Source organism: Methylobacterium nodulans ORS 2060 (assembly GCF_000022085.1).
In the GTDB taxonomy this organism is placed as follows: Bacteria; Pseudomonadota; Alphaproteobacteria; order Rhizobiales; family Beijerinckiaceae; genus Methylobacterium; species Methylobacterium nodulans.
This window is the reverse complement of sequence record NC_011894.1, coordinates 2,847,459-2,868,768: the sequence shown is the minus strand read 5'-3', so window position 1 is coordinate 2,868,768 and position 21,310 is coordinate 2,847,459. Positions and strand designations below refer to the sequence as shown.

Annotated in this window: 19 protein-coding genes; 12 read left to right on the top strand and 7 right to left on the bottom strand. The window is 69.5% G+C overall.

What is annotated here, in order from left to right:
* Positions 1–67: 67 nt before the first annotated feature.
* The 9 genes from fabD (at position 68) to MNOD_RS13230 (ending at position 8,709) form a co-directional block, all read left to right on the top strand.
* Positions 68–1,003 (top strand): ACP S-malonyltransferase, encoded by a 936-nt coding sequence (gene fabD, locus MNOD_RS13270; RefSeq protein WP_015929414.1) that lies wholly within the window; start codon positions 68–70, stop codon positions 1,001–1,003.
* Between the two features lie 16 nt (positions 1,004–1,019).
* A complete protein-coding gene (gene fabG / locus MNOD_RS13265; protein WP_015929413.1) occupies positions 1,020–1,760 on the top strand; it encodes a 3-oxoacyl-[acyl-carrier-protein] reductase in 741 nt (246 codons plus the stop codon).
* A gap of 236 nt (positions 1,761–1,996) precedes the next feature.
* Positions 1,997–2,233: an acyl carrier protein gene (locus tag MNOD_RS13260; protein ID WP_012333004.1), complete on the top strand. Its 237-nt coding sequence runs from the start codon at positions 1,997–1,999 to the stop codon at positions 2,231–2,233.
* Positions 2,234–2,313: 80 nt separating this feature from the next.
* Complete coding sequence (fabF, locus tag MNOD_RS13255) at positions 2,314–3,573, top strand: beta-ketoacyl-ACP synthase II (protein WP_015929412.1); 1,260 nt, start codon at positions 2,314–2,316, stop codon at positions 3,571–3,573.
* A gap of 263 nt (positions 3,574–3,836) precedes the next feature.
* Entirely contained in the window at positions 3,837–5,207 is a 1,371-nt protein-coding gene (gene mltG / locus MNOD_RS13250) for an endolytic transglycosylase MltG (RefSeq protein ID WP_015929411.1), read from the top strand.
* Between the two features lie 13 nt (positions 5,208–5,220).
* A complete protein-coding gene (locus MNOD_RS13245) occupies positions 5,221–6,096 on the top strand; it encodes a YicC/YloC family endoribonuclease (RefSeq protein WP_015929410.1) in 876 nt (291 codons plus the stop codon).
* Positions 6,097–6,175: 79 nt separating this feature from the next.
* Positions 6,176–6,835: a guanylate kinase gene (gene gmk, locus MNOD_RS13240; protein ID WP_015929409.1), complete on the top strand. Its 660-nt coding sequence runs from the start codon at positions 6,176–6,178 to the stop codon at positions 6,833–6,835.
* A 97-nt stretch (positions 6,836–6,932) separates the two neighbouring features.
* Positions 6,933–8,066 carry a hypothetical protein gene (locus MNOD_RS13235; protein WP_015929408.1) on the top strand — a complete coding sequence of 378 codons (1,134 nt, stop codon included), beginning with the start codon at positions 6,933–6,935 and terminating at the stop codon, positions 8,064–8,066.
* Positions 8,067–8,367: 301 nt separating this feature from the next.
* Complete coding sequence (locus MNOD_RS13230) at positions 8,368–8,709, top strand: hypothetical protein (protein ID WP_015929407.1); 342 nt, start codon at positions 8,368–8,370, stop codon at positions 8,707–8,709.
* Positions 8,710–8,795: 86 nt separating this feature from the next.
* Here the strand turns inward: MNOD_RS13230 and MNOD_RS13225 are convergent, their stop codons facing one another.
* The 6 genes from MNOD_RS13225 to MNOD_RS13200 form a co-directional block, all read right to left on the bottom strand.
* Positions 8,796–9,581, bottom strand: coding sequence for a glutathione S-transferase family protein (locus MNOD_RS13225; RefSeq protein WP_015929406.1), 786 nt, complete (start codon positions 9,579–9,581; stop codon positions 8,796–8,798).
* A 133-nt stretch (positions 9,582–9,714) separates the two neighbouring features.
* On the bottom strand, positions 9,715–11,070 hold the full coding sequence (locus MNOD_RS13220) for an MFS transporter (protein ID WP_015929405.1): 1,356 nt from the start codon (positions 11,068–11,070) through the stop codon (positions 9,715–9,717).
* A gap of 75 nt (positions 11,071–11,145) precedes the next feature.
* Positions 11,146–12,087: a hydroxymethylglutaryl-CoA lyase gene (locus tag MNOD_RS13215; protein WP_015929404.1), complete on the bottom strand. Its 942-nt coding sequence runs from the start codon at positions 12,085–12,087 to the stop codon at positions 11,146–11,148.
* Positions 12,084–13,325, bottom strand: coding sequence for a CaiB/BaiF CoA transferase family protein (locus tag MNOD_RS13210; protein ID WP_015929403.1), 1,242 nt, complete (start codon positions 13,323–13,325; stop codon positions 12,084–12,086). Before MNOD_RS13210 ends, MNOD_RS13215 begins: the two co-directional genes overlap by 4 nt.
* A gap of 32 nt (positions 13,326–13,357) precedes the next feature.
* Positions 13,358–15,343: an aconitate hydratase gene (locus MNOD_RS13205; protein WP_015929402.1), complete on the bottom strand. Its 1,986-nt coding sequence runs from the start codon at positions 15,341–15,343 to the stop codon at positions 13,358–13,360.
* Positions 15,344–15,679: 336 nt separating this feature from the next.
* Positions 15,680–16,660, bottom strand: coding sequence for an IS110-like element ISMno29 family transposase (locus MNOD_RS13200; protein ID WP_015927424.1), 981 nt, complete (start codon positions 16,658–16,660; stop codon positions 15,680–15,682).
* Between the two features lie 562 nt (positions 16,661–17,222).
* Here MNOD_RS13200 and MNOD_RS13195 point away from each other — a divergent pair.
* From MNOD_RS13195 to MNOD_RS13185, 3 genes are read left to right on the top strand one after another with little or no spacing between them, the layout of a single operon-like run.
* Positions 17,223–18,512 (top strand): MFS transporter, encoded by a 1,290-nt coding sequence (locus MNOD_RS13195; RefSeq protein WP_015929401.1) that lies wholly within the window; start codon positions 17,223–17,225, stop codon positions 18,510–18,512.
* A gap of 7 nt (positions 18,513–18,519) precedes the next feature.
* Positions 18,520–19,737, top strand: a complete 1,218-nt coding sequence (locus MNOD_RS13190; RefSeq protein ID WP_015929400.1) for a CaiB/BaiF CoA transferase family protein — start codon at positions 18,520–18,522, stop codon at positions 19,735–19,737.
* A 52-nt stretch (positions 19,738–19,789) separates the two neighbouring features.
* Positions 19,790–20,581, top strand: a complete 792-nt coding sequence (locus tag MNOD_RS13185; RefSeq protein ID WP_015929399.1) for an enoyl-CoA hydratase/isomerase family protein — start codon at positions 19,790–19,792, stop codon at positions 20,579–20,581.
* 28 nt (positions 20,582–20,609) lie between these two features.
* Here MNOD_RS13185 and MNOD_RS13180 read toward each other — a convergent pair whose 3' ends face one another.
* Positions 20,610–21,281, bottom strand: a complete 672-nt coding sequence (locus tag MNOD_RS13180; protein ID WP_015929398.1) for a GntR family transcriptional regulator — start codon at positions 21,279–21,281, stop codon at positions 20,610–20,612.
* Between the last annotated feature and the right edge of the window lie 29 nt (positions 21,282–21,310).

Below are 21,310 nucleotides of genomic sequence, written 5' to 3'. Positions count from 1 at the left end.
CTGGCAGCCCCAGCGGTGCGAGTGGCGCGCCCCAATCGAACGATGTCAGGGGCAGGAAGCTTCAGCCGTGTCGCGCGCCTTCATCTTTCCGGGCCAGGGCAGCCAAGCGGTCGGCATGGGCGCCGGCCTCAGCCAGAACCATGCGGCGGCCCGGGAGGTCTTCGCCGAGGTCGACGAGGCGCTCAGCCAGAATCTCTCGCGGCTGATGTTCGAGGGGCCGGCCGACGAACTCACCCTGACGGCAAACGCCCAGCCGGCGCTGATGGCGGCGAGCCTCGCGGTGCTGCGGGTGCTCGAAGCCGAGCGCGGCCTCGAGCTTGCCCGCGACGTCGCCTTCGTGGCGGGCCATTCGCTCGGCGAGTACAGCGCGCTCGCGGCGGCCGGGGCGCTCAACCTGGCCGACACGGCGCGGCTCCTGCGCCTGCGGGGCGAGGCGATGCAGCGGGCGGTCCCGGTCGGAACGGGCGCCATGGCGGCGCTCCTCGGCCTCGAGGTCGAGGCCGCCGAGGAGATCGCCGGCGAGGCCGAGCAGGGCGAGGTCTGCGACGTCGCCAATGACAACGGCGCCGGACAGGTGGTGGTGTCCGGCCATCGCAGCGCGGTTGAGCGAGCCGTCGCGCTCGCCCAGACGCGGGGCGCCAAGCGCGCCGTCATGCTCAACGTCTCGGCGCCCTTCCACTGCGCGCTGATGAGCCCGGCCGCCGAGACCATGCGGGCCGCCCTCGACCAGGTGACGCTCGTCGCCGCGAAGGTGCCCGTGATGGCGAACATCCTGGCGAGCCCGATCCGCGAGCCTGCCGCGATCCGCGACGCTCTGGTGCGGCAGGTCACCGGCACCGTGCGCTGGCGCGAATGCGTCGCCGCGATGGCGGGTGCAGGGGTCGACGCCTTCTACGAGATCGGCACCGGCAAGGTGCTCTCCGGCCTCGTCAAGCGCATCGCCCCGGGTGCGAGCGCCACCCCCATCGGCACGCCGGCCGACATCGCCGCCTTCAGCCTGTAAGCGGGGACATCACTCCATGTTCGACCTCACCGGCCGCAAGGCCCTCGTCACCGGCGCGACTGGCGGCCTCGGGGGCGCCATCGCCCGTGCCTTCCACGCGCAGGGCGCCGAGGTGGCGATCTCGGGGACGCGCCGGGACGCGCTCGATGCCCTCGCGGCCGAATTCGGGGGCGAGCGCGTCCACGTCGTCGAGGCCAATCTCGCCGATACGGCCGCCGTCGAGGGGCTGGTGCCGGCGGCCGAGGCCGCCCTCGGCGGCCTCGACATCCTGGTCAACAACGCCGGCATCACCCGCGACAACCTCTTCCTGCGCATGAAGGACGAGGAGTGGGACAGCGTCATCGCGGTCAATCTCACGGCGGCCTTCCGGCTGTCGCGCGCGGCCGTGAAGGGCATGATGCGCCGCCGCTACGGCCGCATCGTCAATATCGGCTCGGTGGTGGGCTCCACCGGCAATGCCGGGCAGGGCAACTACGCCGCCGCCAAGGCCGGCCTCGTCGGCCTCACCAAGGCCCTCGCCGCCGAGGTGGCGAGCCGCAAGATCACGGTGAACTGCATCGCCCCGGGCTTCATCGCCTCCCCGATGACTGATGCGCTCAACGAGAAGCAGCGGGAGGGCATCCTGGCCACCGTGCCGATGGGGCGCCTCGGGGAGGGGGCCGAGGTGGCGGCGGCAGCCGTCTATCTCGCCTCCGACGAGGCCGCTTACGTCACCGGGCATACCCTGCACGTCAACGGCGGCATGGCGATGCTGTGAGCCAGCGCGGGATTGCGCCTCCCGCGCCTCTGAACAGGCCATGAACCGGCCCTCGCCACGGCGGAATCCCTGTGTTAAGCACCCGGCCGGCCGTGCAAGGGGATTGAGCGGTCCGGCCGCGTGCGGCCTCCCATGACACAAGCGGCCGGCGGAACCGGCCGCCACCAGCTTCCCGGGATCGCCGGCTGATGAAGAGCGGCGCCTCCCTCACCACGAGAACAACCGAGGACCATCAGATGAGCGATATCGCGGACCGGGTGAAGAAGATCGTTGTCGAGCACCTCGGCGTCGAAGCCGAGAAGGTGACCGAGAACGCGAACTTCATCGACGATCTCGGGGCCGACAGCCTCGACACGGTCGAGCTGGTGATGGCGTTCGAGGAGGAGTTCAACGTCGAGATCCCGGATGACGCGGCCGAGACCATCCAGACGGTCGGCGACGCGATCAAGTTCCTGGAGAAGAACTCCGGCTGAAGGCCAGCGTTGAGCATCTGAACGGCTCGGGCTGAACGGGTCTGAGCGGAACGCGAATGGGATCGGGTCGGGATAACGCGATGCGTCGGGTCGTCGTCACGGGCCTCGGGATAGTGTCGCCGCTGGGAAGCGGCGTCGACGTCACATGGCGCCGCCTCATCGAGGGGCAGAGCGGGGCTGCCCGCGTCGAAGCCTTCGACGTCTCCGACCTGCCCTGCCAGATCGCCTGCTCGATTCCGCTCGGCAATGCCGGCGAGGGCGCCTTCGATCCGGACACCTACATGGAGCCGAAGGAGCAGCGGAAGGTCGATCCCTTCATCGTCTACGCGATGGCGGCCTCCGCGCAGGCGCTCGACGATGCGGGCTGGCATCCGACCTCCTACGAGGACCAGTGCGCGACGGGCGTGCTGATCGGCTCCGGCATCGGCGGCATCGGCGGCATCTACGATGCCTCCGTCACGCTGTTCGAGAAGGGGCCCCGGCGCATCTCCCCGTTCTTCATCCCGGGCCGCATCATCAACCTCGCCTCGGGGCAGGTCTCGATCGCGCACGGGCTGAAGGGCCCGAACCACGCGGTCGTGACCGCCTGCTCGACGGGCGCGCACGCGGTCGGCGATGCTGCCCGCCTGATCGCCCTCGGCGATGCCGACGTGATGCTCGCGGGCGGCGCCGAGTCGCCGATCAACCGGCTCTCGCTCGCCGGCTTCGCGGCCTGCCGGGCGCTCTCGACTGGCTTCAACGACCGGCCCGAGAAGGCCTCGCGGCCCTACGACCGCGACCGCGACGGCTTCGTGATGGGCGAGGGCGCGGGCGTGCTGGTGCTCGAAGAATACGAGCATGCCAAGGCGCGGGGCGCACGGATCTATGCCGAGGTGATCGGCTACGGCCTGTCGGGCGACGCCTACCACATCACCTCGCCCTCGCCGGATGGCGACGGCGCCTATCGCTGCATGACGGCGGCGGTGAAGCGGGCGGGCATCCGGGCCTCGGACATCGACTACATCAACGCCCACGGCACCTCGACGCCGCTCGGTGACGAGCTGGAGCTCAAGGCCGTCGAGCGGCTGATCGGCGAGGCCCGCGGCGTCTCGATGTCCTCGACCAAATCCGCGACCGGCCACCTGCTGGGTGCCGCGGGCGCCATCGAGGCGATTTTTTCGGTGCTGGCGATCCGCGATCAGGTCGTCCCGCCGACCCTCAACCTCGACAACCCGTCGGTCGAGACCACCATCGACCTCGTCCCGCACGAGGCGCGCCGCCGCAAGGTCGATGTGGTGCTGTCGAACTCCTTCGGCTTCGGCGGCACCAATGCGTCGCTGATCATGCGGCGGGTGGACTGAACGCTCAACCGGCCCGACTGCTCCTCCTCCGAGCCGCCACGCGCTCGCCCATGCCGCTCGTCCAGGCACGGCCCTCGCCCGGCGATGAGCCGATTCGCCTCCTGCCGAACGGCCGGGCCCTGACGCTTGGCCTCCCGCGCCGGCATCCTCCCGCGGGATCTTCGGCTCCATTTCGCCATAAAGGCTGGTAGGGTCGGGGGCCCCGGACCCGCGGGCCGGGCAAGCGCGTCCATCGCATCGAGGACCGCCACAACAGGACCGCCATGTTCCGCAAGCGAAAGACCGACGCGCCTGCGCCCAGCGCGCCGGACCAGCCGGCCCCGCCGGGCCGCCTCGCGCCGCGCAGCCCGAGCGAGGCGATCAAGCCGACCGCCGCACCGCCGCCGCCGGCCCCGCCGGAGCGCGAGCGCGGCGGGCTCCTCTCCGCGATCAGCGGCTTTCTCACCCTGTTCGCCATCCTGGGCATCGGCGCGATGCTCGGGATCGTGGTGCTCGACCGGCAGGTCAACGAGCCCGGCCCGCTCCTGAGCGACAAGATCGTGGTCGTGCCGCCGCGCTCCAGCGTCAGCGAGATGGCGGAGCTCCTGGCCCGCGAGGGGGTGATCGAGCATCCCTCCCTCTTCGAGCTGACGGCGCGCTTCGCGCGCAAGCAGCCCCTCAAGGCCGGGGAGTTCAACTTCAAGGCCCATGCCAGCATCGACGACGTGATCGACACCCTGATCCAGGGCCGCCCCGTCCAGCACGCCATCACCTTCCCGGAGGGCCTGACGAGCGAGCAGATCGTCGCCCGGCTCAACGAGAACGACATTCTCACCGGCGACATCAACGAGACGCCGCCGGAGGGCTCGCTCCTGCCCGACACCTACAAGTTCGAGCGCGGCGACAGCCGCCAGAAGATCCTGAACCTGATGCGCGCCAAGCAGCGGGAGGTGCTCAACCAGGTCTGGAGCCGCCGCTCCGCCGAGGTGCAGGTGAGGACGCCCCAGGAACTCGTGACGCTCGCCTCCATCGTCGAGAAGGAGACCGGGCGCGCCGACGAGCGGCCCCGTGTGGCCGGCGTGTTCGTCAACCGGCTGCAGAAGCGCATGAGGCTCCAGTCGGACCCGACCATCGTATACGGCCTCGTCGGCGGCCGCGGCACGCTGGGCCGAGGCATCCTGCGTTCCGAGATCGAGCGGCCGACGCCCTACAACACCTACGTGATCGAGGGCCTGCCGCCGGGGCCGATCGCCAATCCGGGCCGGGCCGCCCTCGAAGCCGTGGCGAATCCCTCGCGCACCAAGGAGCTCTACTTCGTGGCCGACGGCACGGGCGGCCACGTCTTCGCCGAGACCCTGGACGCGCATAACCGCAACGTCGCCCGCTGGCGGCAGGTGGAGCGGGCGAAGGCCGCCACCGATCCGGCCGCCGCGACGCCCGTCGACAAGGTGGAGCCCGCGCCCGCGGCCGATCCCTCGGCGGCGCCGGCCACCCGGGCCTTAAGCCCGTCGCCCATGGCCTATGACGGAGTCGATCCGAACGCGCAGCGCTCGAAGGCCTTCGACGCCTCCGAGGGCACGGCGCGCGATCCCCTGCGCAACAAGACCTACGACCTGACCTTCCCCAAGACCGTCCCGGTCCTGCGCAACCCGTGAGGCCAGCGGACCGATGACGATCGCGAGCATGACGGGCTTCGCCCGCGAGGCGGGGGTGACCGGGCCGGTCCACTGGGCCTGGGAGGTCAAGAGCGTCAACGGCCGTGGCCTCGAGGTGCGGGTGCGTGTGCCGCCCGGCTTCGAGGCGGTCGGCGAGGAGGCCCGCACCCGGATCCAGAAGCGGCTGGCGCGCGGGCAGTGCCAGCTCACCCTTACGCTCTCGCGCACCGAGACGATGCCGCGGCTGCGGATCAACGAGGCGCTCCTCGCCTCGCTCGTCGACGCGCTCGGCCGCCTGCCGCGACCCGAGGGCGTGCAGCCCGCTTCGCTCGATGGGCTCCTGCAGGTGCGCGGGGTGATCGAGTCCGAGGAGGTGCGGGAGGACGCGGCGGCGCTGCAGGCCGACCTGTCGGCGGCGGCCGGACGCCTCGCGGATGCGCTCGTCGCCATGCGCGAGAGCGAGGGAGGCGCCCTCGCGGCCCTGATCGCCGAGCAGCTCGCCGCCATCGCCGCGCTCGCCGATGCCGCCGATGCCTGCCCGGCCCGTCAGCCGGAGGCGATCCGGGCGCGGCTCGCCGCCCAGGTCGCCATCCTGATGGAGGCCGGCGCCTTCGATCCGGCGCGGCTGCACCAGGAGGCCGTGCTCCTCGCCGCCAAGGCCGATGTGCGCGAGGAGATCGACCGCCTGCGCACCCATGTGGCGGCGGCCCGTGCGCTGCTGGAGGCCGGGGGCGCCGTCGGGCGCCGCCTCGACTTCCTCGCCCAGGAATTCGGCCGGGAGGCCAATACCCTCTGCGCCAAGGCCAACGACGTCGCCCTGTCGCGGATCGGACTCGACCTCAAGGCCGTCGTAGAGCAGTTCCGTGAGCAGGTGCAGAACGTCGAGTAGGGAACCCGGTGGCCGTTTCCGGTCCTTAACCAGCAATCGTTAGGATCGGGCTGCGAGAGGGCCTGAAGGGCGTGTGCAGATGGCGATAGGGTCCGAAACACGGGTGTCGCGGCGCGGTCTGGTGCTGATCCTCTCCTCGCCCTCGGGCGCAGGCAAGACGACGCTGACCCGTGCGCTCGCCCAGCAGCCCGAATGGGGACTGGAATTGTCGGTCTCGGTCACGACCCGGGCGCGGCGCCCTTCCGAGATCGACGGCCAGCATTACCGTTTCATCGACCGCGAGACCTTCGACGCCCTGCGCGAGCGCGACGACATGCTCGAATGGGCGGAGGTGCACGGCAACTTCTACGGCACGCCGTGCCGCCCGGTGGAGCGGGCGCTGGCGGCGGGCCGCGACATGATCTTCGACATCGACTATCAGGGCACGCGGCAGGTGCGCGCCAAGCTGCGCGACGACGTGGTGACGATCTTCATCCTGCCGCCGAGCATGGCGGAGCTGCGCCGCCGCCTGGAGCGCCGGGCCGAGGATTCGGCCGAGACCATCGAGCGTCGCCTGCGCAACGCGCGGACCGAGATCGAGCGCTGGTCGGAATACGACTACGTTCTCATCAACGACGATCTCGACCGCTCCTTCAAGACGCTCGAAGCGATCCTCACCGCCGAGCGCCTGCGCCGCCAGCGGCAGGTGGGACTCGACAGCTTCGTGGCCGGGCTCCTCGCCGAGGCGCCCGCCGGCTGAGCGCGGGACCGAAGATCGGGCTTCGTCCGGCGCTCGAGGCGGCGCCCGGCCCATTCTCGATCGAAAGCTCACCCTCTTGGGAGGGGCGGCACGACGCATGGCGCATCCTGAGGCTTCATCCGTCGGGATCAGCTCGGCCGGAGGCGAACGAGGCCAAGACGGTCGGCTCTGCGGCGAGCGGAGGCGAGGCCGTCCCTCGGAAGTCCCGCAGGACGGCCGTGGAGGCCAGAACGGCCCTCGTGCCGAGGGCAACCACCAGGGTATCTTCCTGCCGTTCCTCAACGCGCCGGACCGCGACGCGGAGATCGAGCGCTCACCGCGGCTCGGCCTCTCCTTCGGGGGCGAGGTGCGCCCCGTCCTGATGGACACGGGCTCGACCGGCATCGTGGTCTCGGCCGCGCGCATTCCGGACGTCGATGCGCTGCCCTCGCGACCCGGTCGCCTGACCTACAGCAGTTCCGGCCGCATCATGATCGGCCGCTGGGTGACGGTTCCGGTGACCGTGTGGGGCCGCAACGGCGCAAGCATCACGACGGGCCCCATCCCGGTGCTCGCGGTGGACCGTATCGCCTGCACGAGCAGGGCTCGCCGCTGCACGCCCGAGGATACGCCCCGGCACGTCGCCATGATGGGCGTGGGGTTCGGGCGGGAAGGCGACGGTCAGGCTCGGAGCACGCCCGAGACCAACCCCTTCCTGAACCTCGCCCCGACCGGGGCGGGCCCGGCCCGGCGCGGCTACATCGTGACGAAGGAGGGCGTGCATGTCGGGCTGACGCATGCCAACACGCGGGGCGACTACCGCTTCGTCAAGCTCGATCCCCACCCCGCCATTCCCGGCGAGTGGCAGGGCGTCCCGGTTTGCATCGGCGTTGGCGGTCGACCGCCGGCCGCCTGCGGGCGGGCCCTGATCGACACGGGCGTCACGGCCATGTTCCTGACGCTGCCGCCGGAGCAGGTCGCCGGCAACATGGCCGCCGATGATGACGGCCGGATTGCGCTCCGTCCCGGAACGCGGCTGAGCTTCAGCTTCCCCGACGCCGCTGCGCCTGCGGCGCATTACGAGATCACCGTCGGCGACGCGTCGTCGCCGCTCGCGCCGGAGCGCATCATCCTCGACACCGCGCGCCCCACTCCCTTCGTCAACACGGGGCTGCACGTCCTGAACGGATTCGACGTCCTCTACGACGCCGATGGCGGCTGGTACGCCTTTCGCGCCCGCGAGGGCCGATAGCTTCACACCTGGATTCTCCCGCCGCGCTGCGCACCGTTCTCCTGAGAACCATCCCACCGCAGTGCAGGGCCGGCCTCGAGTCCGTCCGGGAGAGCTGGACAGTCTCCAGCCGGCTTTTCGGCGCCCGATTCCCAGCCGCAACGGTTGCAACCGGCTGTACCCGTCCCTGAATTTACAACGGGCGACAACCGGGCGTAGGCTGCTCCCTGCAACACGAATGCGACACGCCAAGGGGGCGTTCTCGAGGTTTCCGGATGAGGTTGAATCCCCGGATGTGGCGCGGCGTGGCAGGGCGAACCTCATGAGTCCCGCACTGCTCCTTGAGATGCTCGAAGGCCGCATGGCTGCGATCGGCCAGGCTCTCAAACGCCTCGCTTCGGACGGAGATGCCGTCGCCGAAGTCGAGAGCATCCGGACGAACCTGCTGGACGTCCTTCAGCTCGTGGAGCGCGATCCCGGCATCGATGCAGCGGCCGACGACCTCTACGAATGCGTCCGAGCATTTGTCCAAGCCGGGGAGGGCGACCCGGGCATCATGGAGCGCCGGAAGCGGCTGCTCGGCGATGCCTACTCACGGCTCTGGCACCGGCTCGGCATGTCTCACCTGCAACCGGATGGTGGCCTGCCGGGCTCTCGAACGTAGAGATCACCAGGACACTGATCAACAAGACGGCTGATCGCCGAACCGGTCGCGAGACAGGCCGGCCCAAGCGCCTGGTCCTCGCGCGGTCATGGGGCCCCGGGCCACGGGAAGCGGATGTTGCCGGCGCGCAGGCCGGCCAGCACCACCTCGATACCTCCCGACTTGACCATCCATTCGAGCCGATGATCGCGGTACTCGCGACGCCGCCCGCCCGTGGTGTAGAGATCGGCAGAAGCGGCCATTCGAGCCGCCGCGGCGTCGAACTCGGCAAACGTCGCCGCCACGGGCGGCCGCTCGCGCACGCGCGCGTGCCAACGGGCAAGGGTGCTGCCTTCTGCAGGTCCCAAACCGTAATGCACGGAGCGGTTGATCATCGGCGCGACCGCCGCATCCGCCCAGCCGAAGCGATCCCCGCCGAACCAGTCCGCCGCGCCGAGCCGATCGGACAACCACGCCTGCAAGATCCGGGTCTGCGCCGCCGCCTGCGCCCGCAGATGATCGGCCAGCGCGCCGGTCGCGCGGCGGAACCAGAGCACCTCGCCGAAGCCCCAGTTCACCGCCTCGTATTGCGTGTCGCAGACCTCCTCGGTCAGGCGCGCGAAGGCGCGGGCCGCAGGCTCACGCGGCAGGAGCGGCGGCTCGGGCCAGCGCTCCTCGATGTATTCCAGGATCACGGTGGATTCGAAGATCGTGACCTCGCCGTCGATCACGACCGGCACCTCCATGCGCGGGTTCGCTGCGGCGAAGGGGCCATCGGTGCGGCCCGTGCCGAAGCTCTCGGGCAATTCGGGCGTGAACGGCACGCCCTTCTCGCGCAGAGCGATTTTGACCTTCTGCGCGTAGGATGAGAGCGGGTGCTCGTAGAGCAGCACGGCGGTTCCTCCGGGTTTGACGACGCTCGGAACATGGCCCCCGCTCAATCCAAGGGGGTAGCGCGGACGGAGGCCCGCAGCCCGTCCTTCCGCGACGGATGGGCGCTCAACCTTCCTGACCGCCGTCCCGCACCTATTCCGGTAGCGGCTTTCCGGTCGTCTCCGGCATGAACCACGGTACCACCAGACCGATGACGTAGACGCTGCTCATGATCAGCGCCGCCTGCGCGACACCGCCGAACGAGGTGACGATCTGGCCGGCGATGATCGGAAAGATCCAGGCGACCAGACGGGCCCCGTTGAACACGAAGCTTGCGGCCGTCGCCCGAACTGCAGGCGTGAACAGCTCGACGAGGTAGATCGCCATCCAGCTGAAGGAGAAGCCCAGCGTGAAAGCCCCGTTCAGGAAGGCGATCACCATGAAAGCGACAAGGCTGCCGCTCCACAGATAGGCCAGGACCGAGGTCGCGATGCAGCCGACAAAGGTCAGGAACAGGAACCAGCGGCGCCCGATCGCGTCGGCGAGAAAGCCGGACATCACATAGGCGATGATCGCCCCGATGTTGTAGATGATGCCCATGCGCGGGCCCCACACATTGGCCGGTTCGCCCGCCGCCTTCGCCAGGGCCTCCGTATAGGCCGGCAGCCAGGATGACACCGCCCACCAGCCGACCGTCGTCGCAAACGACATTGCCGTCGCCAGCAGCACCCGCCGCCGGCTCTCGGGCTCGCGGAAGATCTCGGCCAGCGTGAAGGGGCGCTGTTCCGTCTTGTGGACCCTGCCACTCTCGGCATCCTCCGTCGTCGCCGCCCAGCGGTGTTCCCGCAGCGCCTGCATCCAGCGCTCGGACTCCTCCAGTGCCCGACGCAGATAGAGGCAGACGAAAGCCGGCAACGCACCGAGCGCGAACATGATGCGCCAGCTCTCCGGACCGAGCGGGTTCGTTGCCGCGAGGATCGCCCAGACGATGGCCGCGAGAACCGCGCCGCCGCCGAAGCCCGATTGCAGGAAGCCGCAGCCCTTGGGCCGGGCCCGGTTCGGCCAGGTCTCGGCGACGAGCGCGATCCCGGTGCTCCATTCCGAGCCGATCGCGAGCCCCGTGATGAAGCGCAGGACAGCGAGCTGGGTGAAGCTGGCCGCGAACGCCGTCAGGCCCGTGAAGATGGCATAGCCGAGGATCGACAGCATCATCATGCGCTTGCGGCCGATGTAGTCGGCCGCAATGCCACCGAGCATCCCGCCGATACCCCAGCCGAGCAGCGTGATGCCGATGGCCGCGCCGACATAGAAGGCCGGTGCCTGCGCCTGCTCGGGCGTCAGGATGCTGGCGAGAGCGGGCCGGAGCGCGTAGACCAGCGCGACCGCCTCGTAGCCGTCGAAGATCCAGCCGAGATAGCTGCCCCAGAGAATGCGCCAGTGACGGGGTGTCAGACCCGCATACCAGGGAGCGGGGACGTCCTCTCGCAGCAGGGCATTGCCGGCCGACATGTGATCCTCCCTGACCCGTGCGTGTTGGCTCCGACGCTCGGCCCGGCCTCCCCGAGAGCTTCTGCTCGGGTCCCGTCAGGTCACCGCGCAGGCGGCGCTGCCCGCACTCAGCGCATCGCGCACGCGTCCCCCGGCCAGCCCGCCCGGCAGCGCCGCGCCGTCCCGCGCAACGCTGACGAGCGCCGCGAGATCGACGCCGGTCGCCACACCCATCCGCTCGAACATCCAGACGAGATCCTCGGTCGCGACGTTGCCGGTGGCGCCGGGCGCGAACGGGCAGCCGCCAAGGCCGGCAAACGAGGCATCGAAGATCCGCACACCCTCACGATAGGCTGCGTGCACATTCGCCAGCCCCAGCCCGTAGGTGTCGTGCGCGTGCAAAGCCCACGCTTTCACCTCCGGAAACCGGCTCGGAGCTTCGGAAAAGAGCCTGCCGACATGATCCGGATCGGCGCGTCCGGTCGTGTCGCACAGGCAGATCTCGGCATCGGGCTTCAGGGCGACCAAGCGTTTAAGCAAGGCCAGCGTCTTCGCCTCGGGAATGCGGCCCTCGAAGGGGCAATCGAACGCGGTCGCCAGGTCGAGCCGGATCGCAACGTCGTCAGGAATGGCCTGCAGCAGGCGCCGGTACTCGTCGGCCGATTCCTCGGGCGCGCGCCGGACATTGTTGCGGTTATGGGCCTCCGACACGGAGAGCACGAAGACGAGCCGCCGCGCGCCCGCCGCGACTGCATCACGACCGCGGCGCTCGCTCGGAACCAGGACCTGGGGCTCGAGGTCCGGAAACTGCTTGCAGGCGGCCAGGATGTCCGGCGTGTCGCGCATCTGCGGCAGCGCCGTTGCGCTCACGAACGACCCGATCTCGATGCGCCTGAGCCCCGCGGCGACGAGCCGTCCGAGAAGTTCGATCTTGCGCTCTGTCGCGATGAAGGGGCCGATGCCCTGATAGCCGTCGCGCGGTCCCACCTCGACGATCTCGACCGCGTTCTCGGCAGGGTTCTTGGCAGGTTGTGTCATGCTGCCACTCCATCCCGGCGCAGGGCGGCGATCTCGGCCGCATCGAGCCCGACCACGTCACGGAGGATCTCGTCCGTATGGAAACCGGCTGGCGGACCCGGCCAGCGGATGCGGCCCGGATCGTCCGGAACATGCGGCACGATTCCCGCATGCAGGACCTTGCCGAAGAGCGGATCGTCGACCTCCCGGACCATGCCGCGAGAGCGGAACTGCGGGTCGGTCGCGATCTCGGCCGCCGTATAGGCGATGGTCGAGGGCACATCGGCTTCGGCCAGCAGCTTGTCCAGCTCGGCTGCCGTGTGCTCAACGCTCCAGGCGCCGATCAGCCGGTCAAGCTCCTCGACATTGGCCACCCGCGCGCGGTTGCCGACGAAGCGCGGATCCTGGGCCAGGTCGGGCCGGCCCATGAGCGCGGTCAGACGGGCGAAGATCGGCTCGGAATTGCCGGCGATCAGGATCCATTTGCCGTCGGAGGTCGGATAGGCGCTCGACGGCGCGGCGGTGGCAATGCGCGATCCGGTCGGTTGCCGGACCGTGCCGAACGCGCCGTATTCCGGCAGCATGCCTTCCATCATGCTCAGCACGGATTCGGTCAGCGCGACATCGAGCGTGCGGCCGCGTCCGTCTCCACCCTCCCTGCGATCGCGGGCCCACAGGGCGGCGACGATGCCGAAGGCCGCATAGAGACCGGCGATCGAGTCGCCGATGGAGACGCCGACGCGGACCGGGGGCAGGTCGGACATGGAGGGCGGATGGTTGGTGAGGTAGCGCAAGCCCCCGATCGCCTCGCCGATCACCCCGAAGGCGGCGCGATCCCGGTAGACACCGTCCTGCCCGTAGCCGGAGATCTGCGCGACGACGAGCCCGGGCCGCGCCGCTTCGAGCCTCTCGCGGTCGAGGCCCATCCGCGCGAGCTGGCCCGGTCGGAAGTTCTCGATCAGCGCATCGCAGGTCCCGACGATGCGCAGCACGATCTCGATCGCGCGCGGATCCTTCAGGTTCAGCACCAGGCTGCGCTTGTTGCGCTGGTGCATCGACGACCACGGCGCGCCCGCCCCCTCGACCTGCCGTCCCCATTGGCGCACCGGATCGCCGCCGGGCGCCTCGATCTTGATCACGTCGGCACCGAGATCGGCGAGCAGGCGCGATCCGAACGGGGCGGCGACGAAGTGACCGAGTTCGAGGACGCGCAGCCCCGTCAGAGGACCGGAGGTCTGGGTGGTGTCAGGTGAGGGCATGGCTTCACAGGCGGTTCATGGCTTAAGGACCATCAGGCGACGTTCTGTGTTGGCTGCCCGCCCGAGTCTGCTCCCAGACGCTCGCGCAGCCAGTTGATGACGCCTCCCTTGAGCAGAAGCTCGATCTGCCGTGATGAGAGGTCGTGGCGCAGCCGAATCTGCCGCTGCCCATGGTTGACGGAGGCAGCGATCTCGTGACCCGCAGCCAGGGCAGCCGCAATACCCTGTATGTCGAGCACATCCCCGAGCCGGAGGCCGTCGTAGTCGGCCGCATCCACGAAAGTGAGCGGCAGGACACCGAAATTCACCAGGTTCTGCCAGTGGATGCGCGCGAAGCTCTTGGCCAGCACGGTCTCGAGACCGAGATAGCGGGGCGCCAGCGCGGCGTTCTCGCGGCTTGATCCCTGACCGTAATTCGAGCCGGCGACGATGGCGTGACCGGTCGGCTCCTGCCCATTCTGGCGTGCACGTTTCGGATAGCTGTCGTCGATCGGCTCGAACGTGAATTCGCTGGTTTTCGGGATGTTCGACCAGAACGGCATGACCCGGGCGCCGGCCGGCATGATGTCGTCCGTGGAGATGTCGTCGCCCAGCTTGAGCAGGATCGGCACGCGGATGCTGTCGGCGATGCGGCCGAGTTCCGGCAGGGTCGTGATGTTCGGCGTCTTCTCCAGCCGCACGGCGCGCGCCGCGGCGGCGTCGAGCGGCGGGACGAGCATGGTCATGTTCGCCGCGACGGTCGCGGGCACCTCGATGCGCTCGTATGGGATTCCGAGGCTGCGCGGGTCCGTGATGACGCCCGTCAGGGCGGAAGCCGTGGCCGTCTCCGGGCTGCACAGGAACACGCTGTCCTCGCGCGTGCCGGACCGCCCGGGAAAGTTGCGCGGAACCGTCCGCAGCGAGTTGCGCCCGGACGCCGGAGCCTGCCCCATGCCGATGCAGCCGTTGCAGCCGGCCTGGTGAACCCGCGCGCCGGCGTGAACCAGGTCGGAGAGCCTGCCCGTCGTGATCAGCGTCTCGAGAACCTGTCTCGAACTCGGATTGATGTCGAAGGAGACGCGATCGTGGACGTGCCGCCCCCTCACCATCGCGGCCGCGATGGCGAAGTCCCTGTAGCCCGGATTGGCGGATGAGCCGACATAGGCCTGGTAGATCTCCTCCCCGGCCACGTCCCGAACCGGCACGACGTTGCCGGGGCTCGAGGGCTTGGCGATGAGGGGCTCGAGGCCGGAGAGGTCGATCTCCTCGTGGATGTCGTAGGAGGCGCCCTCGTCGGCCGCGAGCGGGATCCAATCGGCCTCGCGGCCTTGACCGCGCAGGAAGACGCGGACCGCGTCGTCGGACGGGAACACGCTGGTCGTCGCGCCGAGTTCGGCCCCCATATTGGCGATGACGTGCCGGTCCATGGCGGAGAGATCGTCCAGCCCGGGCCCGTAATACTCGACGATGCGGCCGAAACCGCCCTCGACCCCATGGCGGCGCAGCATCTCCAGGATCACGTCCTTCGCACTGACCCAATCGGGCAGAGCGCCGGTCAGCCGCACGCCCCAGACCTGCGGCATGCGCAGGTGGAGCGGTTCGCCGGCCATGGCGAGCGCCACTTCCACGCCGCCCGCGCCGAAGGCCAGCATGCCCAGCGAGCCGGCCGCAGGCGTATGGCTGTCCGAGCCCACCATCGTCTGGCCGGGCTTGCCGAAATGCTGCATGTGAACCGGATGGCTGATGCCGTTGCCGGGTCGGCTGTACCAGACGCCGAAGCGCCGGCAGGCGGAACGCAGGAAGAGGTGCTCGTCGGCGTTCAGATGGTCGTTCTGGACCAGGTTATGGTCGACATACTGGGCCGCGAGACCCACCTTGACGCGTTCGATGCCCATGGCCTCCAGCTCGAGCATCACCAAGCTGCCGAGGACGTCCTGAAGGAGGGCCTGATCGATCGCGAGCGCGATCTCGTCACCGGGGGTCAGGCTGCCAGCGAGGAGATGCGACTGGACGAGCTTCTGGGTGAGGTTCAAGGCCACCGGCGCGCCTCCCTCGTTCAGATCTGCTCCGATCTTCAAGCTGACCGATTACGGCGTCCGCACGATCGATCATTGCAGCTTGAGCATTGGCTCAGATTTTTGTTGAGAGGAGAGAAGCAGAGAACTCTGTTTTCCACAAGTGAGCTTCGAACGACACATCTCCGCCGTGGTCTGGTCAAGGTCAAACCCTCGACCGAACCTGAGGAGCGTGGTCGCTCCCAGGCATCTCAGGGTCGATTGAGACCGCGGCAGCCCATGCGACGATGTCCGCTTCCCCTTTCCCGGGCGCATGCAGCGTCAGCGGAAGGAGATCCGGGAAAGCATCTGTGTTTGGCGTCAAGCCTGTTGGGGCTGATTTGGCGTCCAGAGGCGGTCCTGAGCGATGAGGCTGTTGGCCAGCACGGCGAGCTTGCGGGCCACGGCGATGATGGCGCACTTTGGCTTCTTGCCGTTGGCGATCAGGCGTTCGTGGAAGGCTTTCAGGCCGGCGTTGTGGCGGGCGGCCGAGAGCGCCGCGAGGTAGAGGACGCGGCGCACGGGCGGGCGGCCGCCCCAGATGACCCGCACGCCCTGGCGCGCGCCGGAATCGTCGGCGACCGGCGCCAGGCCCGCCAGCAGGCCGATCTGCCGGCTGCTGCAGGTGCCCAGCTCGGCCAGGCTGGCCACCAGGGTGGCCGCGATCGTGTCCCCGATCGAGGGGATCGAGACCAGGATGGCATGCCGCCGGGCCAGTCCGGGATCGGCCGCGATGAGCCGGCGGATCTCGCCGGCAAGGGCCTCGATGTCCGCGGCGATCCTGGCCAGACGGTCCTGGAGCTGGCGGATCAGGAACGGGCTTGCGGCCGCGGCCAGCTGGTTCTTGAGGGCGGTTTGTTCGGCCACGGCGCTGTCGCGGGCCGCGACCAGTTCCTGGAGCGCTTCGAGCGCGTCCGAGGCCGGCGGGCGCTGCGGGGGGGCCATCACCGCGGCAAACTGCGCCAGCACGCGGGCATCGAGCCGATCGGTCTTGGCCCAGATGCCTTGCGCCTTGGCGAACATGCGCACCCGAAACGGATCGACGACGGCGACCGGCAGGCCCGAGGCATGCAGGCTGCGGCGGGTCTGGCGGTGCCACTTGCCGGTGGCCTCGACCACGACCAGCCCCAGAGCAAAGCGCCCAAGCCAGCGCTTGAGCTGCCGGATGCCGACCTCGGTATTGGCGAACCGCTGGGCTTGGCCGGAGGGGAGGACGTGGACGTCGAGCCAGCTCTTGCTGACGTCGATCCCCACGCTAGACTTGCCCGCGGTCTCTTGTTTGGACACTTCCTTGCCTTGCATACGGGACTTGCTCCCCAGCATCTGTTCAGGACAAGAGCCAGAGGGCGGCCGGATCCTGCTTTCCCACGGTGCCAATCCTAGAGGGAGATCGATCCCGGCCGCCCGCGTCGCGGCCGGTGGCCACCGGCCGCGACGCACCTCACAGCTTGGTGCGCTGGTCGGCCCGTCAAACATGCAAGAGGGAGCGGGCGGAGATCCAGGAAGGACAGAGAACCGTCCGCCTGAGCGGAGCCGACATCCCCATGGCGAAGCAAGCAACCGGATGTCGTGAACTCACCACCGGCCGGGCCAACCCCGATGGGGATGAGCACGTGCCATATCGAGGCGGGCAAAAGGTGCTGCCGGCCTCGGATTGCTCCGGCTCGGTGCATGCCGCACGGACGGGGTCAATCCATCGCTCCGGGCGGATTGCCACGGGGGAGGTCGATCAGATAATGTATTCAAAATTCGTAATGCCGTCCGGAATGCCGCCGGAACGGACGAGACCGCCGCGCCAAGACGGTGGCCCGACCCCAGGATGCAGAGGTGAGAAGCCTCACGTCCGCCATGGAGAGAGACGCCCATGCAAGTACGGGTTAAGGCAACGACCAGTGTTCTTCTGCTTCTCTGTTTGATGTATTTCATCACATACATCGACAGGGTTAATATCGGCACGGCTGCCAGCCACATCAAGCAGGATCTCGGCCTCACCAACACGCAGTTGGGACTGATTTTCTCGGCCTTTGCCTACCCGTATGCGGTGTTCCAGGTGATCGGCGGCTCGATCGGCGATCGGTTTGGAGCGCGCCGCACGCTGCTGCTCTGTGGCGTGATCTGGGCCTCCGCCACCATCCTGACGGGCTTTGCCGGCGGGATCGCGTCACTCTTCCTGGCCCGGGTGATGCTCGGCTTCGGCGAGGGCGCCACGTTCCCGACCGCGACGCGCGCGATGCAGAACTGGACCGCGGCGAGCCGCCGGGGCTTCGCGCAGGGCATCACCCATGCCTTCGCGCGCCTCGGCAATGCGGTCGCGCCGCCCATCGTCGCCCTGCTGATCGTGCTGGTCGGCTGGCGCTGGAGCTTCGTGGTGCTGGGTGTTGCGAGTTTTCTCTGGGTGATCGCGTGGTACGGCTATTTCCGCGACGATCCCCGGGATCATGCGCGCATCTCGGCCGAGGAGCTCGCCGCCCTTCCGCCGCCCCGCACTCCGGGGAGCCGCAGCGCCGTGCCGTGGGGACGCCTCACCCGCCGCATGCTCCCGGTGACGCTCACCTATTTCTGCTACGGCTGGACGCTGTGGCTGTTCCTCAACTGGCTGCCGTCCTTCTTCAAGGAGGGCTACGGGCTCGACCTCAAGAACTCCGCCCTGTTCGCTTCCGGCGTGTTCTTCGCCGGCGTCGTCGGCGACACCCTCGGGGGCGTCCTCTCCGACCACATCCTGACGCGCACCGGCAACCTCAAGTTCGCCCGCCTCAGCGTCATCCTGTTCGGCATGCTGGGCGCGGCGGCGAGCTTGGTCGGGGTGTTCTTCACGCGCGACCTCACGCTGATCGCGATCATGCTTTCGGCGGGCTTCTTCTTCCTCGAACTGGTGATCGGCCCGATCTGGTCGGTGCCGATGGACATCGCGCCGCAATATTCCGGCACGGCGAGCGGCCTGATGAACACCGGCTCGGCGGTCGCCGCCATCGTCTCCCCCCTCGTCTTCGGCTGGATCGTCGACCTGACCGGGAACTGGATCCTGCCCTTCGCGGGGTCGATCGGGCTGCTGCTGGCGGGCGCGGCCCTCGCCTTCACGATGCATCCGGAGCGTCGCTTCGTCGACGAGCCGGCCTCGGCGCCGTCGGGCCTGGCTGCGGCCGCGGCGGAGTGAGCGCGTGATGACCTCGATGCGAACCGGCCCGCTCGCGGGCGTGAAGGTGGTCGAACTCGCCCACATCATGGCGGGTCCGGTCTGCGGCCTGATGCTCGGCGATATGGGCGCCGAGGTCATCAAGGTCGAGAAGAGCGAGGGGGGCGACGACACCCGCCGGATGGTGCCGCCGACGCTCTCCGGCGAGAGCGCCGCCTACCTGATGATGAACCGCGGCAAGCGGGGCATCGCCCTCGACCTCAAGCACCCGGACGGCAAGGCGGTGCTGCGCCGGCTCGTCCGGGACGCCGACATCCTGATCGAGAACTACCGCGCCGGCACGATGGAGCGGCTCGGCCTCGGCTATCCCGCCCTGCGCGCCGAGAATCCGGGCCTGATCTACTGCTCGCTCTCCGGCTTCGGCCGCACCGGCCCCTACGCGGACCGGGCGGGCTTCGACCTCGTGGCGCAGGGCATGAGCGGGCTCATGAGCATCACCGGCGAGGGGCCGGGCCGCCCGCCCGTGAAGAGCGGCGCCCCCGTCACCGATATCACCGCCGGCATCCTGGCCGCCATGGGGGTGCTCGCCGCCTACACCCACCGCCTGAAGACCGGCGAGGGGCAGCAGGTCGACACCTCCCTGTTCGAGGCCGGCATCGTCCAGACCTACTGGCAATCGGCCATCGCGCTCGCGACCGGGGTCGCGCCCGGCCCGATGGGCTCGGCCCACCCGCTCAACGCCCCCTACGAGGCGTTCCCGACCGCGGATGGCTGGATCACGGTCGGGGCCGCCAACCAGACGAACTGGCTGCGCCTGCTCGCCGTCCTCGGGGCGGAGGCCCTGGCGGAGGATCCGCGCTTCTCCGAGAATCGCGGCCGGATGGCGCATCGCGAGGAACTCGCCGCCGCGCTCGCCGCGTATTTCCGCGAAGCCAGCTCGGCCGAATGGCTGGAGCGGCTGGAGGCGGGCGGCGTGCCGGCCGGGCCCGTGCTCGACGTTGCGGCGATGCACCGCGACCCGCAGACGCTGGCGCGCGAGATGCTGGTCGAGGTCGAGCATCCCCGGGCCGGCCCGATGAAGACGCTGGGGCTGCCGGTGAAGTTCTCGGCCACGCCGGGACGCGTCCACGGCCCGGCCCCGCTCCTGGGCGAGCACAGCCGCGCGATCCTCGCCGCGCATGGCTACGACGCGGCGGCGATCGACGACCTGATCGCTCGAGGCGTGGTGCGCGAGAGCGCGGCATGAGCCGCGGCGCAAGCTCAAGCCTCGATCGACATCCTCCCGAGGAGCCCTGCCGATGAGTGCCGACGAGATCCTGTATAGTTGCGACAGCGAGGGCATTGCCCGCATCACCCTGAACCGGCCGCAGGCCCGCAACGCGCTGACCTTCGCGATGTACGAGCGGCTGTATGAGCTCAGCCGCGCCCTCGACGAGGACCGCGCGGTCAAGGCGGTGATCCTCAGCGGGGCGGGCGACAAGGCCTTCGCGGCCGGCACCGACATCGCGCAGTTCCGCGGCTTTGGCACGGCCGAGGATGCGCTCGGCTACGAGCGCTTCATGGACCGGGTGCTCGGCAGCCTGGAGCGCTGCCGCAAGCCCACCATCGCGGCGGTCGCGGGCGCCTGCACGGGCGGCGGGGCGGCGATCGCGGCGGCCTGCGACCTGCGGCTCGCCACCGGCGATGCGCGCTTCGGCTTCCCGATCGCCCGCACGCTCGGCAACTGCCTGTCGCTCGGCAACCTGCGGCGGCTCTCGGCGCTGGTGGGGGCGGCGCGCGTGAAGGAGATGCTGTTCACCGCCCGGCTGGTCGGGGCCGAGGAGGCGCAGCGCATCGGCCTGGTCAGCGAGGTGGTGGCGGATGCCGCCGCGCTTGCCGAGCGGGCGACCGCGCTGGCGCGGCTGGTGGCCGCGCATGCGCCGCTGACGCTGGCGGCCACCAAGGAGGGTCTGCGCCGGCTCGCCGGCGAGCCCGAGGCGGGCGGGCCGGCCGGCGATGACCTGATCCTGATGTGCTACACCAGCCGTGATTTTCGCGAGGGCATGGAGGCCTTCCTGGCCAAGCGCCCGCCCAACTGGTCCGGGACCTGAAGTCCTCGGGGTCCGGCGGTGGGGCGCGTCACTCCGCCTCTGTTCCGTAAGCCGCTGCGATCACCGGCTTCTTGCCCCGGATATGGGCACGCATCACCCGGGCGAGCGCCTCGCCGTCCCGAGCGCGCAGATGAACCAGCATCTGCTCGTGCTCGTCCACGGCCTGCTGCCATTGCTCGGGCGTCTTGTGGGCGGAATAGCGGGCCCGCTGAATGCGGCCCGAGAGGCTGGCATACATGTTGGCGAGGGTCGCGTTCCGGCTCGCTGCCATGATCGCCTCGTGGATCTGGCGGTTGAGGGCGAAGTAGGCCGGGTCGTCCTCGCGGCGCCACGCCGCCACCATTGCCGCGTGGGTTGCGGCGATGGCCTCGACCTCCGCGTCGGTGATGTGCCGGCAGGCGAGTTCGGCCGCAACGGCCTCCAGTCCCGCCACCACTTCCAGGATCTCCTCGATCTCGGCGGTCGAGATGCTGACGACCCGCGCACCGCGGTTGGGCAGCAATTCGAGCAGGCCTTCCGTCGCCAGGATCTTGATCGCCTCCCGGAGAGGCGTGCGCGAGATGCCGAAGCGTTCGGTGAGGGAGACCTCGTTCAGACGCGCCCGCGGCTCGAGTTCCCCCGACATGATCAGCGCCCGCAGCCGCTCCGCCACTTCATCGTGGAGGTAGCGGCGGCTGATCCCGGTCTCGACGCTGTTCATCGCTGAGCCACTGAAGAATCCTCTTTCCT

What these genes read in the sequence shown, in the direction of transcription:
- MNOD_RS13245 (WP_015929410.1), top strand. Translation starts at nt 5,221, where the DNA reads ATGACGATCGCGAGCATGACGGGCTTCGCCCGCGAGGCGGGGGTGACC.
- MNOD_RS13185 (WP_015929399.1), top strand. Translation starts at nt 19,790, where the DNA reads ATGAGTGCCGACGAGATCCTGTATAGTTGCGACAGCGAGGGCATTGCC.
- mltG (WP_015929411.1), top strand. Translation starts at nt 3,837, where the DNA reads ATGTTCCGCAAGCGAAAGACCGACGCGCCTGCGCCCAGCGCGCCGGAC.
- MNOD_RS13235 (WP_015929408.1), top strand. Translation starts at nt 6,933, where the DNA reads ATGGCGCATCCTGAGGCTTCATCCGTCGGGATCAGCTCGGCCGGAGGC.
- MNOD_RS13215 (WP_015929404.1), bottom strand. Translation starts at nt 12,087, where the DNA reads ATGACACAACCTGCCAAGAACCCTGCCGAGAACGCGGTCGAGATCGTC.
- MNOD_RS13200 (WP_015927424.1), bottom strand. Translation starts at nt 16,660, where the DNA reads ATGCAAGGCAAGGAAGTGTCCAAACAAGAGACCGCGGGCAAGTCTAGC.
- MNOD_RS13195 (WP_015929401.1), top strand. Translation starts at nt 17,223, where the DNA reads ATGCAAGTACGGGTTAAGGCAACGACCAGTGTTCTTCTGCTTCTCTGT.
- MNOD_RS13210 (WP_015929403.1), bottom strand. Translation starts at nt 13,325, where the DNA reads ATGCCCTCACCTGACACCACCCAGACCTCCGGTCCTCTGACGGGGCTG.
- gmk (WP_015929409.1), top strand. Translation starts at nt 6,176, where the DNA reads ATGGCGATAGGGTCCGAAACACGGGTGTCGCGGCGCGGTCTGGTGCTG.
- MNOD_RS13230 (WP_015929407.1), top strand. Translation starts at nt 8,368, where the DNA reads ATGAGTCCCGCACTGCTCCTTGAGATGCTCGAAGGCCGCATGGCTGCG.
- fabF (WP_015929412.1), top strand. Translation starts at nt 2,314, where the DNA reads ATGCGTCGGGTCGTCGTCACGGGCCTCGGGATAGTGTCGCCGCTGGGA.
- MNOD_RS13260 (WP_012333004.1), top strand. Translation starts at nt 1,997, where the DNA reads ATGAGCGATATCGCGGACCGGGTGAAGAAGATCGTTGTCGAGCACCTC.
- fabG (WP_015929413.1), top strand. Translation starts at nt 1,020, where the DNA reads ATGTTCGACCTCACCGGCCGCAAGGCCCTCGTCACCGGCGCGACTGGC.
- MNOD_RS13180 (WP_015929398.1), bottom strand. Translation starts at nt 21,281, where the DNA reads ATGAACAGCGTCGAGACCGGGATCAGCCGCCGCTACCTCCACGATGAA.
- MNOD_RS13190 (WP_015929400.1), top strand. Translation starts at nt 18,520, where the DNA reads ATGACCTCGATGCGAACCGGCCCGCTCGCGGGCGTGAAGGTGGTCGAA.
- MNOD_RS13220 (WP_015929405.1), bottom strand. Translation starts at nt 11,070, where the DNA reads ATGTCGGCCGGCAATGCCCTGCTGCGAGAGGACGTCCCCGCTCCCTGG.